Origin of the sequence: Heyndrickxia sp. FSL W8-0496 (assembly GCF_038007825.1) — a bacterium.
In the GTDB taxonomy this organism is placed as follows: domain Bacteria; phylum Bacillota; class Bacilli; order Bacillales; family Bacillaceae_C; genus Heyndrickxia; species Heyndrickxia oleronia.
In genome coordinates this window covers 1,258,800-1,270,439 of record NZ_JBBOXX010000001.1, presented here as the reverse complement: position 1 = coordinate 1,270,439, position 11,640 = coordinate 1,258,800, and the positions used below count along the sequence as shown (strand labels likewise).

The 11,640-nt window shown below is 35.5% G+C and carries 11 protein-coding genes; 6 read left to right on the top strand and 5 right to left on the bottom strand.

Annotation, left to right across the window (positions count from 1 at the left end; translation table 11 throughout):
- Positions 1-149: 149 nt before the first annotated feature.
- Entirely contained in the window at positions 150-788 is a 639-nt protein-coding gene (locus NST63_RS06305; protein WP_341041607.1) for a helix-turn-helix transcriptional regulator, read from the bottom strand.
- A 182-nt stretch (positions 789-970) separates the two neighbouring features.
- Here NST63_RS06305 and NST63_RS06300 point away from each other — a divergent pair, with 182 nt between their 5' ends.
- Together NST63_RS06300 and NST63_RS06295 are read left to right on the top strand one after the other, a co-directional pair.
- A complete protein-coding gene (locus NST63_RS06300) occupies positions 971-1,507 on the top strand; it encodes an NADPH-dependent FMN reductase (protein WP_212944608.1) in 537 nt (178 codons plus the stop codon).
- Positions 1,508-1,659: 152 nt separating this feature from the next.
- Positions 1,660-1,896 carry an indolepyruvate ferredoxin oxidoreductase subunit alpha gene (locus NST63_RS06295; RefSeq protein WP_058002912.1) on the top strand — a complete coding sequence of 79 codons (237 nt, stop codon included), beginning with the start codon at positions 1,660-1,662 and terminating at the stop codon, positions 1,894-1,896.
- A 140-nt stretch (positions 1,897-2,036) separates the two neighbouring features.
- Here the strand turns inward: NST63_RS06295 and NST63_RS06290 are convergent, their stop codons facing one another.
- A complete protein-coding gene (locus NST63_RS06290) occupies positions 2,037-2,867 on the bottom strand; it encodes an undecaprenyl-diphosphate phosphatase (RefSeq protein WP_058002913.1) in 831 nt (276 codons plus the stop codon).
- Positions 2,868-3,040: 173 nt separating this feature from the next.
- Between NST63_RS06290 and spoIIP the strand changes: the two genes are divergently transcribed.
- Positions 3,041-4,159, top strand: a complete 1,119-nt coding sequence (gene spoIIP, locus NST63_RS06285; RefSeq protein ID WP_212944610.1) for a stage II sporulation protein P — start codon at positions 3,041-3,043, stop codon at positions 4,157-4,159.
- An 833-nt stretch (positions 4,160-4,992) separates the two neighbouring features.
- Here the strand turns inward: spoIIP and NST63_RS06280 are convergent.
- Positions 4,993-6,174, bottom strand: a complete 1,182-nt coding sequence (locus tag NST63_RS06280; protein WP_242598243.1) for a GNAT family N-acetyltransferase — start codon at positions 6,172-6,174, stop codon at positions 4,993-4,995.
- A 173-nt stretch (positions 6,175-6,347) separates the two neighbouring features.
- Here NST63_RS06280 and NST63_RS06275 point away from each other — a divergent pair, with 173 nt between their 5' ends.
- Complete coding sequence (locus NST63_RS06275; RefSeq protein WP_212944612.1) at positions 6,348-6,968, top strand: flavin reductase family protein; 621 nt, start codon at positions 6,348-6,350, stop codon at positions 6,966-6,968.
- 212 nt (positions 6,969-7,180) lie between these two features.
- On the opposite strand, the gene NST63_RS06270 is transcribed toward NST63_RS06275, so the two are convergent.
- Positions 7,181-8,152, bottom strand: a complete 972-nt coding sequence (locus tag NST63_RS06270; protein ID WP_341041603.1) for a ring-cleaving dioxygenase — start codon at positions 8,150-8,152, stop codon at positions 7,181-7,183.
- A 154-nt stretch (positions 8,153-8,306) separates the two neighbouring features.
- Positions 8,307-9,248: a nucleoside hydrolase gene (locus tag NST63_RS06265; protein WP_212944613.1), complete on the bottom strand. Its 942-nt coding sequence runs from the start codon at positions 9,246-9,248 to the stop codon at positions 8,307-8,309.
- 185 nt (positions 9,249-9,433) lie between these two features.
- Here NST63_RS06265 and NST63_RS06260 point away from each other — a divergent pair, with 185 nt between their 5' ends.
- Both NST63_RS06260 and NST63_RS06255 read left to right on the top strand, forming a co-directional pair.
- Positions 9,434-10,780 carry a TrkH family potassium uptake protein gene (locus tag NST63_RS06260; RefSeq protein ID WP_212944614.1) on the top strand — a complete coding sequence of 449 codons (1,347 nt, stop codon included), beginning with the start codon at positions 9,434-9,436 and terminating at the stop codon, positions 10,778-10,780.
- A 174-nt stretch (positions 10,781-10,954) separates the two neighbouring features.
- Complete coding sequence (locus NST63_RS06255; protein ID WP_212944615.1) at positions 10,955-11,611, top strand: potassium channel family protein; 657 nt, start codon at positions 10,955-10,957, stop codon at positions 11,609-11,611.
- Positions 11,612-11,640 lie beyond the last annotated feature (29 nt).

Genomic DNA, 11,640 nt, shown 5'->3' with positions numbered 1-11,640 from the left:
CCTTCCAAAACCAACCCTTTTTTCCTAATCATACATGGAAGGACAAACACTGTCGAGGTGTCCACAACAATTATTCAGTTTTTTAAGTAGGCTCTTTTCACAACTTTTTAGAAAAAAATGAATAGGACGCAGAAAAGAGCATTAACTATTTATTCATGATTGTCCGCCACCTTGATGAGGTATTTACAGTGGTCACCGCCTTTTGACATACAGCAGACTTGCTCAATTTCATCTGTTTGTAAGACCTTTTGGAATAAGCTTTGCTCACATGAACAGGCTTTTGGATATTTTCTGGCAACCTCAAAAATAGGACAATTATACTCAATTAATTCATATACGCCGTCTTCCTTTTCCTCCCAGTCAACCATATATCCATTTTCATTTTGAATTTTCGCTAATTCTGCCACTCGATCCTTTAAATCGTTTTGTTCAATACGCGCTTTATATTTTGCTTCCATTCGAGTTTCCCGATTTTGAAACAATACATCGATCATTTCTGGCCCATTCATTGCTTCAATATCCTCCAAAAATTCAACAGTCATATTGGAATAACTTTTTGGAAAATGTCCTTCACCAATTTTCGTTAATGAATACAATTGAACAGGTCTTCCCATATTTTTGCGAATTGTTTCGGACTGAATCATACGTTCATTCTCTAAGTTATTTAAATGTCGTCTAACTGCCATCCCTGTAATTTCAAGATGTGTTTCTAAGTCAACAACACTCATCTTTTTATATCTTTTCAACAAATGTAAAATCTCATCTTTGGTTGAAGCTGTTTTTTTCAACTTTTTTCACCTCTCAATGCCAATCAATTTTTTTCGTTGTACGAAATAAAAGATTCTGATATATTTATTATAACAACATTTTATACAAAAATATATAAAAAGTGTACACAAACGAATGACATTGCATATTTTATTATAAGCAATGTGACTACATAATTTTATTTATAATTGAGGAGATTAACATGAAGCTACTTGGAATCTCTGGAACAATTTCAGGAACTAGAACACGGTTAGTCGTAGAAAAGATTCTCGATTCAGCGAAAGAGCAATTTCCTGAAATTGAAACAGAATGTTTAGACCTAGGTAAATATGATATTCAATTTTGTGATGGCCGTGATCCTGCATCATACACAGGAGACACAAAAAAAGTGATAGATATCGTGAAAGATGCTGATATGTATATCATTGCCACACCCATTTATCAAGCTTCGATGACTGGAGCTTTAAAAAATTTATTTGATCTAGTGCCTGTTTCTGCCTTTCATGGCAAAGTCATCGGATTTGCTGCAACAGGTGGAACCTATCAGCATTTTCTAGTGATTGAAAATCAATTAAAACCAATTGCTGGTTTCTTCCGTTCCTACGTTACACCTAACTATGTTTATGTGCATAATGATCATTTTAATGAGAATAATGAAATCATTGATGAAACGATTATCGAACGAATCAATGGACTCGCTAATCAAGTCGTCTTTATGCAAAAATCATTAAACAATTAATAGAAATGATCAATATAAACTAAAATTCTTATTGATTCATTCGAAAACAAACTTTTCATATGATAAAATATAACATAAAGAAATGAACCAAGGGGTTTCTAAAAAGTACTTTTCAGACAGTCCCCATTGGTAAAAAAGGTGGTTAATGTAACATGGCTTATGTTATTACATTCCCTTGTCAAGGGGAAAAGGCAGCTGAATGTGTAGAAGTTTGCCCAGTCGACTGTATTGCTGAAGGAAAAGATCAATTTTATATTGATCCTGATATTTGCATCGATTGCGGTGCTTGCCAAGCTGTATGTCCAGTTGATGCTATTTTTCATGAAGAAGAATTGCTTGACGAAGACATGGAATACTTTGAAAAAGCCCGTAAATTCTTTACTTCATGATAAAAAACGTCCAATGATGGACGTTTTTTATTTTTTGGCTCTTTTCTCAAATATAGTTGCTATTTAGGTAATGTTTAGATAGTAAAAGCGAACATTAAGCTTTTACATTAGCAACATAATTTTGAGCTCTGAATGTACGTTTATAAAAATACGAAATAAATCACAATGGCAAGAATGATTCGATAGATTGCAAATGGAATCAATTTTATTTTATTAATAAGCTTTAAGAAGAAACGAATCGCTAATAAAGCGAAAATAAATGCACTAATAAAGCCTACAATAAAAAATGGTATAGAAGCCGATGTAATATATTCCCAATTTTTTAGCAATGATATAAAGCTAGCTCCTGCCATGATAGGAACAGCCATAATAAAAGTAAAGTCGGAAGCAGCACGATGGTTAAGTCCTAGTAATACCCCCCCAGAGATGGTTGAACCTGATCGCGAAAAACCAGGCCATAAGGCAATACATTGAAATAAACCAATAATAAATGCTTGAGTATAGGTCATTTGATCAACAGTTTCTACTTTTGGCTTACGTGGACGAACCAAGTCAGCAACAATCATTAAAATAGCCCCTGCAAATAATCCGATTACTACCGTATTCACGGAAAATAAATGTTCATCTATGTAATCATCAAAAAGAAATCCAAGTACTCCCGCAGGAATTAAACCGACAATGACCTGAGATAATTTCAGGCGTTGGCCCCTTTGTTGTTCTACCGTTACATTTTTCTTTAAGCCTAACAAGTTTAAAAACCTGTCCCAAAAGACTACAACAGCCGCTAAAATTGATCCTAATTGAATCACTACTTTAAACGTATTTGCTATTTCCTGTGAGAATAATTCCTTTGATTTTAAAAGAAGATCATCGACAATAATCATATGTCCTGTAGATGATACTGGAGCAAATTCGGTTAACCCCTCTACCAATCCAAGAACAAAAGCTACAAAAGATTCCCATAAATGCAAATTATTCTACCTCCTTCAACTTTTTTTATTTTACCATCCTTATAAAGAAAAAATAATCTATTTTTTCTTTTCTTATCTAATTCTCTTTTTTTATTCTATTAATTTCGATAAAAACATATAAATTTATGGATATGATTATGCTAATTTTTTATCAATAGATGTGAGGTGGATGGATGAAATTGAGATTATCGTTCCTTATACCTTTCCTACTAGTAACTGGGATTCTAGTTGTTTCTAGCCTATTAACCTCTTTCGGCAGTAAATTATTCACTTCCACCTATGTCAGTCAATCCATCAAAAACTTTGCACCCGAAAACTTTATTTACTTAATGGGCATGGAGTTTTCACAGGTTTCAGATGTTTTACCTGCGAAAAGTAAACCTCCAAAAGTATCAACCATCGTTTTCAAAGCAGCTACTAATTTAAAACCAGGGGATATTCGAAGTTTATTAGGTAGAGAGTTACCTGGATTTTACGCATATGATGCTGAAATTATTTACGCCGGAAATGGAGCCGATTATACAAACTTGCCTGTTGAATCTTCTCCCCCACTTGAGGAATTGTTAAAGGAAAATGAAATTAATGAAGACAAAATCATTACAGAGGAAACACCAGAAGAGACAGAAAAACCTGATCAAACAACCAATGGAAGAAAGGTAGTTTATATTTATCACACCCACAGTTACGAATCCTTTAAGCCATTATTAAAAAACGGGGCCGTTTCAAGCAATAATGAAAAAGTGAATGTTATTGCTGTGGGATCTAAGCTTGCTGAGGAACTAGAGAAGCGAGGTATAGGTGTACTCCATGATAAAACAAATATGGCTGAACTGCTAAATGCTAAAGGATTAAAAACGAATGCCGCCTATAATGTATCAAGAACGATTGTCGCTTCAGCTTTAGCAAAAAATACAGATATAACAAACATTATCGATATTCACAGGGATTCCCAAGGACGAGAACTTACTACGACAACGATCAATGGAAAATCCTATGCGAGAATCTCTCTAGTTCTTGGCAAGGAAGTGCAAAACTATGAAAAAAATCGTAGTTTCGCCCTTGAATTCAAAAAGAAAATGGAAGCAAAATATCCTGGTCTTATCTTCCATATCTTTTCTAAAGGATTTGATGAAGGAAATGGAAAATACAATCAAGATCTTGCCTCACAAGCTATGTTATTTGAAATTGGTGGAGTAGACAATACATTAGATGAATTATATCGATCTGCCGAAGCACTAGCAGATGTATACAGTGAAATTTATTGGCAAGCAGAAAAGGTAATGGCACAATAACTCAGCGACATTTCCGTGATGATCAACATATAGGAGTGGAAATTTGAAGTCCATAGAAAATGACTGCTACTGATAGACAAAACAGGTCCAGGGGGAAACGAAGAGTTCGGTAACTATTGTGGGCGATTAGTGACCATTTTTTGGGGAAACTCGTGGTCTCGGTAACCTTTGAGGGCCTTTGGTGACCCATTTTGGGGAATACTCCTTTCCTCGGTAACCATTGTGGGCCTTTAGTGACCCATTGGGTGGAAAACTCTTGTTCTCGGTAACCATTGAGTACCATTGATGACCCTTTGGGCGGAATACTCCTTTCTTCGGTAACTATTGTGGGCGATTAGTTACCCTTTTTTGGGGAAACTCGTGGTCTCGGTAACCATTGTGGACCTTTAGTGACCCATTGGGTGGAAAACTCGTGTTCTCGGTAACCATTGAGTACCATTGATGACCCTTTGGGCGGAATACTTCTTTCCTCGGTAACCTTTGTGGGCCATTAGTGACCCATTGGGTGGAAAACTCGTGTTCCCGGTAACCTTTGTGGGCCTTTAGTGACCCATTGGGTGGAAAACTCGTGTTCACAGTAACCTTTGAGTACCATTGATGACCCTTTGGGTGGAATACTCCTTTCCTCGGTAACCATTAAGGGCGATTAGTGACCCTTTGGGCGGAATACTCGTGGTCTCGGTAACTATTTAATGCCATTGATGCCCAATTTGAAGGTAAACTCGTTTCCACAGTAACAAATAAATATTATAAAACTAAAAAAAAGCCTGCTAAACTATTGAACGAATATCTCGCTCTTCGTTTTTCTAGCAGGCTTTTTTTCTATCGTCTAATTAAAAGAAATCCATTAGATTGGGTTTTACCTTTGGGAGTAACTCTTCTAATTTAAGAATTTCTTCTTTATTTCCTTTTATTGCTCCAATATCTATGAGCTCCTGCGCCGATTTATAACGGAATAATAAAGCTGTAAAATGATTAATGGTTAAGCAACTGCAACTCATTTCTTGTTGCTCTATATGTGGTGAATAGGAAATTGTTGATTGATTGCTTAACGTATATGTTCCTGTATTCCAAGGAGCATTTTCGTCGATGATTTGGAATGAGACAGATTCATGATTGGTTGGTTGAAAAGGATAAACGTTTAAAAATTCTTGTACATCAATAATTCTTGCCATTCCATAGGTTAAACGATGTACTTTCATATCAGGATTAGCTAGAGTAAATAAAAACGGGTCTGTTTCATATGTATTCATTTCTATCTCTGTCACCATCGAATCATGTTGACAAATGAAATTCCAAAGTCCAACTCTAGCCTCATGTTGAGTCGTAACGAATTCCCTAATTTCCATTTTTGAATTAGCTACTTGATATAAAATATATCCAAGAGGCTCATGGTCTAGATTATAGTAAATCGCTACATTCCTATCATTAATTATTGTATCTTTCCACCTATTTTCATCACGAGCAAACATACCAATAAACCCTTGTGCATATTCATCATAGATCTTTTCTACATCTCTAGTATAATTTGTCTTTGTGAATCGCTTGATATATCCAGGAACTTCATTTTGTTTAATCAAATCTGCCTTGGAAAAATGAATTTTAATATAATTCGAGAAGGTCTCCCACCCAAATTTTCGATAAAAACCAATAGAAAATGGATGGAGATATGAAACAAGTTGACCCTTTTCTTTCATTTCAGCTAAGGAATGCGTAAGAAGTTCACGTATATAACCATTTCTTCTGTACTCTGGATAAGTGGCAACATTTGCAATTCCACCCATCCTTATTTTTTGACCATTTAACCAAATATGAAATGGACGAATATGTATTTTTGCTGCTAATATTTCATCCTCATACATACCGTATATATCATGATCCATATATGACTCTATTTTTTTCTCTGCTTCTTCTTCTGAAATTTGAAATTGAAAAGCATACTCTGATAATTGTAGTGCCTCTCTAAATTGACTTGGTTGTAGTTTCGTGATATTCAGGTTTATCGCCCCTATCATCAAGAATTTTCCCTCTATTTAAATTATATAGAAAACAGGTCATTAATTGAAGTTTTTCAATCACTATTTCGCAACAAAGTTCGTAAATAGAAAAACATCCATATTTCGATGATATTTGTAATTTTTTCATATTACTATTACCTTTGAGTCGATAATAAGGAGAGAAAAGAATAATGATAAACAAGCAATTGCCAAAATCAAGAATCATACATCCTAAAATTTTATATTATGGTACACCTGTTATCTTAATGAACACCTTAAATGAGGATGGTTCAACAAATATTAGTCCCCTATCCTCCTCTTGGGCATTAGGAGACTCACTGATCATTGGGATTTCAATCGAAGGGAAGGCATTTGAAAATTTACAAAAATGTTCTGAATGTGTGATCAACATACCTCATCCAGAACTATGGAAAAATGTCGAAGCACTTGCACCATACACTGGCAAAAAAGATGTCCCAGCAGAAAAGAAGGAACTGGGTTTTACATTTGAAAAAGATAAATTTCAAGCAGGACAATTTACTTCGATCCCATCTGTTTCGGTTCAACCTAGTAGAATTGCAGAATGCCCTATTCAAATTGAAGCAGAAATGAAACATTTCCGTATTCCAGAGGAAACACCCTTTTTTGCAATCGTAGAGACACGAGCCATACATGTACATGCTCATGAAAATATTATGAAAGGAGATGGGAATCATATAGATCCTAAAAGCTGGAGCCCACTCATCTATAATTTCCGGCATTATTTTGGACTAAGTGAAGAAAAAGGGAAATCCTATCGTTCTGAAACATAATAGCAAGGTTAAGCCCTAACTTTGTAAAGAAATTCGGATCTTTGTTTTCCCATAAAGGAAAGTTGGCCTTAGAACTCTCCAAAGAAAATTCGTACTTTGATTTTCCCATAAAGGAAAGTTGGCCTTATAACTTTCCAAAGAAAATTCGGATCTTTGATTTCCGAAAATGCAATATTAAAAAAAGGGGGACTCCCCCCTTTTTTGAAAAAAATTTATTGTTTTGTTTGAAGCGGTTTTAATTCCGCCTCAATTTCATTTCGTTTTGGTTCTAAGAATGGCGGTAATGCCAATGATTCCCCTAAATGTTCGATGTCTTCATCTGTTGCAAATCCTGGTCCGTCTGTTGCAAGCTCAAAAAGAATCCGATTAGGTTCTCTAAAATAAAGAGATTTAAAGTAGAACCTATCAACAAATCCAGAGTTTACCATTTGTTCATTCTGTACTTTTTGTATCCAATGATGTAGTTCATCCTCATTATCTACACGGAAGGCAACATGGTGGACACCGCCACGTCCTAATCTTTCCCGAGGTAAATCATTTCTTTCCTCGATATGGACTTCCGCTCCAGTACCACCCTCGCCGGTTTCGTATACGATAATATCACTTTGACCTGGAATAGGTGATGGATAATGACCTTTTTTATGAAATCCTAGAATCTCTGTAAGAGTGGTTATCGTTTGCTTTGCATCTGGTACCGTTAATTTAACCGGACCTAAACCAGTGATGCCAAACTCCTGCGGCACTGGGCTTTTTTCCCACGGTTTGCCACTTTCAACTCCTGTATTCTTTTCATCAGAGATAAGCGCCATTCGCTGCCCTTCAAAATCCTTAAAACGTAAGGTTTGGCGATTAAAGACTTCTGTAATTTCCTCGTGCTCTACATTCAGTTCTTCAAATCTCTTTTTCCAAAACGTTATTGCACGATCATTTTTAACCCTTAAGGATATCTCCGAAATACTGTTATTCCCATCGTGGTTTCTTGCAGCATGTGGAATTTCAAAGTATGTTAATTCGGTGCCAGCACTCCCTTTTTCATCACCATAAAATAAATGATAGACAGAGGGATTATCTTGATTAACCGTTTTCTTAATTAAGCGCATACCGAGTACTTTTGTATAGAAATGAAGATTTTCCTGAGCATTTGCAGTAATCGCGGAAACATGATGAATTCCTTTTAATTGCATAATACACACTCCTTTTTATATAATATCTATGATTTTATTATTTAGTTTACAAATATCTTGAATTAAAGATAATTAAAAAACTCTTACTTGTCAAGTGAATTGAATGAAAAAACTACTACTAATTGTCTATACAACCTGTAGTAGTTTTTTTCACCTATGCCATAAAAACAGAAGTAAAGTTCTCAATAAACTTTGGAATATCCACTTCCATTCCAATCCAATCAAGGGTTTCCTTCGGCTGCGGGTCCGGTTTTGGTCGGAAGTCAGCAATGCTCTTTCCTCTAGCTGCACCAAATTGTTCAATAGTTACTCTTCTAGGTAAGTATTTTACAAGAGCCGGATTAACCAGGGCACTAATGGTTAATACATCATGTAGCGGTGCAGCCTGTATACCAGGTACATTCTTCTTATACGCATTCAAATAATAATCGTATGCAGGTTTGATAATAGGTTTAAAAGCTGATCGGCTATTTTGTGCTAGATAATCAATCGTTTCAGGTGGGATAATTGCTTTATTTGTGATGTTTAATGGATGCAAAAAAATGTTTCTTCCTTTTTCCATGACTTGATACGCAGCAATAGGGTCAGAATAAAAATTAGCTTCTGCCTCAGCAGTAACATTGCCAGGAACAAGAAAGGCACCACCCATGATATAAAATGCATTTACCGTCTGATAAGCATCATCTCCATAAATAATAAAGGGTAAAGCAACATCTGTCTGTCTCCCTATTCCAATAATAATAAGCTTATTAGGATACGCATCAATAATTTCAATTATTTTATCAATGTCAAAAATCGTGACTTCGCCAAATTCCTTTGGAGGATTAATCGGTCCTAATCCTTCTTGACCGTGAATTTCAGGATAATACTTAGCAATTTCTCCCGATAATGGACCAGATGATCCAGCTATAATAGGGATATCCTCTCTTCCTGCCAAGTGTAATAAATATGCGGTGTTTGTCATTGATTGTTCCTTTGTTATATTCCCGTATCCACTCACAACTCCTACAACATTTATTTCAGGATGTTGCAATGCATACATTAAGGCAAAGGAATCATCTACCCCTGAATCTACAAACATCAACACGTTATACATGTACATCTCTCCTTTAATGGCCTTCATTATATTGTATGAAGGTAATTAGCCTTAGAACCTACCAAACAAATCTTAACCACTCCAAGTTGTAGATAATCAAGAGCAAATTAGTTATTACTTTATCAAATGAATAATTGCCCTCTTCTTGAATTAAACTAAATGGAGATCAAAGGAAGGATTTTACCATGATTAATCAACTCTATAGAAATTTAAAACTAACGCCCCCGAAGATTTTAATACTTGGATTCGCCATTATCATTCTTATAGGTACTTTACTACTCTCCTTGTCTGTTTCAACTACGGATCATCGTGGACTTAGCTGGTTAAATGCATTATTTACTGCGACGTCTGCAACTTGTGTAACCGGACTTGTTGTTGTAGATACAGGGACTACCTTTTCATTATTTGGACAGATTGTCATTCTATCCTTAATTCAAATTGGTGGCCTTGGTTTTATGACCTTCGCGACATTATTTGCTTTATTAATCGGGAGAAAAATTTCTCTTAAGGAGCGATTATTATTACAAGAGGCATTTAATGTTGTCTCTCCGCAAGGTGTAGTACGGTTAGTAAAAACAGTCTTCCTTTTTACTGTATTAACAGAGGGATTAGGGGCCATTCTATTATCTATTCGTTTTTCCTTTGATATGCCTATTTCGCGGGCAATTTATTATGGGATATTCCATTCCATCTCTAATTTTAATAATGCCGGCTTTGACCTATTTGGTGAGTTTCGTAGCCTAACCGGATATGTTGAAGACCCTGTTGTTACCCTTGTAATTTCCTCCTTAATCATTTTAGGCGGAATTGGATTTATCGTTGTTCATGATTTTCTTGAACACAAATCCTTTCAAAAGTTTTCTTTACATAGCAAAGTTGTGCTATGTACCACTTTCTCTCTGATCATTTTAGGAACGATCTTTATTTTTTGGTTAGAATTTCATAATCAAAAAACGCTAGGACCCTTATCTTTTTCTGGAAAAGTATTAGCCTCACTTTTCCAATCGGTAACAGCTCGTACAGCGGGAGCAAATACATTAAGTATTGGAGATTTATCTGATTCCACTATATTTCTAATCATCATACTAATGTTTATCGGTGCGTCTCCAGGCTCAACAGGTGGAGGAATTAAAACCACTACCTTCGTCACCTTATTAGGTGCAGCATGGTCACAAGTAAAAGGGAAACAAGATGTTGTATTCTTTCAGCAACGATTAGTTCCGACGATGATTTATAAAGCCATTACCGTTTCGTTAATTGGTTTTATCGTTGTCATTCTTGTTACTATGATTCTTTCTATTACTGAAGCTGAAACCAACTTTCTTGTTATTCTTTTCGAAGCAACATCTGCATTCGGAACTGTGGGACTTTCAATGGGTCTTACTCCAGATCTCTCCATATTCGGCAAAATTCTTATAGCCTTAACAATGTTTATCGGCCGTTTAGGGCCATTAACGATTGCAATCGCTTTAACCCATAAACAAGACAAAGAGTTCTATCGTTATCCAAAAGGAAGGTTTATGATTGGTTGATTTTTTTGGATATTTTTTACAAATAGCTATCGGCTGTTTCACTAAAAAAAAGCTGCAGTCTCCATAAGAATCGCTTGAATCCTTTATTAGGTGTAAAAGTCGCCAGTTGGGCTTTTACAAATGCAACAAACTATACAAAAACAGCTATATATTTTTAATTAGGTGGGAAATTTTATGCCAAAACAATACGCAGTGATCGGACTTGGAAGATTCGGATCAGCCATTGCACAGGCACTTTATTCAGCAAATAATGAAGTTCTTGGCATCGATATTAATGAAGATCGAATTGATGAGCATCAAGACATTGTCAGCCATGCCATTATTGCAGATTCAACGGAAGAGTTAAGCATGCGTAACATTGGAATACGAAATTTTGATACGGTTATTGTCTCGATTGGCGATAATATGCAAGCAAGTATATTAACTGTCGTAATCTTACATGAACTAGGTGTTAAGCATATCGTTGCAAAGGCTCTTAATAAGCATCATGGAATTGTTTTATCAAAGGTTGGGGCAACTGAGGTCGTCTATCCAGATCGAGATATGGCATTACGAATTGCTCACAAACTAATGACTCCAAATATTATCGATTATATCGAACTATCAGAGGAATACAGTATTGAAGAAGTAAAGATACCAGATGCATTAGTAGGACAATCACTTATCGCCCTTGACATCCGTGCTAAATATAATGTCAACATCATTGCTATCCGACATGCTAATGGGAAAATGGCAATCACCCCAGAGCCAAATTACCAATTAAAGCTACATGACATAATCATTGTGATTGGAAAAAACAATGATATAAAACGAATGGCAAAGTTTAAATAACCCTTTATCTTAATAATACAAATAAGTCC

What these genes read in the sequence shown, in the direction of transcription:
- NST63_RS06300 (WP_212944608.1), top strand. Translation starts at nt 971, where the DNA reads ATGAAGCTACTTGGAATCTCTGGAACAATTTCAGGAACTAGAACACGG.
- NST63_RS06295 (WP_058002912.1), top strand. Translation starts at nt 1,660, where the DNA reads ATGGCTTATGTTATTACATTCCCTTGTCAAGGGGAAAAGGCAGCTGAA.
- spoIIP (WP_212944610.1), top strand. Translation starts at nt 3,041, where the DNA reads ATGAAATTGAGATTATCGTTCCTTATACCTTTCCTACTAGTAACTGGG.
- NST63_RS06280 (WP_242598243.1), bottom strand. Translation starts at nt 6,174, where the DNA reads ATGATAGGGGCGATAAACCTGAATATCACGAAACTACAACCAAGTCAA.
- NST63_RS06275 (WP_212944612.1), top strand. Translation starts at nt 6,348, where the DNA reads ATGATAAACAAGCAATTGCCAAAATCAAGAATCATACATCCTAAAATT.
- NST63_RS06270 (WP_341041603.1), bottom strand. Translation starts at nt 8,152, where the DNA reads ATGCAATTAAAAGGAATTCATCATGTTTCCGCGATTACTGCAAATGCT.
- NST63_RS06265 (WP_212944613.1), bottom strand. Translation starts at nt 9,248, where the DNA reads ATGTATAACGTGTTGATGTTTGTAGATTCAGGGGTAGATGATTCCTTT.
- NST63_RS06260 (WP_212944614.1), top strand. Translation starts at nt 9,434, where the DNA reads ATGATTAATCAACTCTATAGAAATTTAAAACTAACGCCCCCGAAGATT.
- NST63_RS06255 (WP_212944615.1), top strand. Translation starts at nt 10,955, where the DNA reads ATGCCAAAACAATACGCAGTGATCGGACTTGGAAGATTCGGATCAGCC.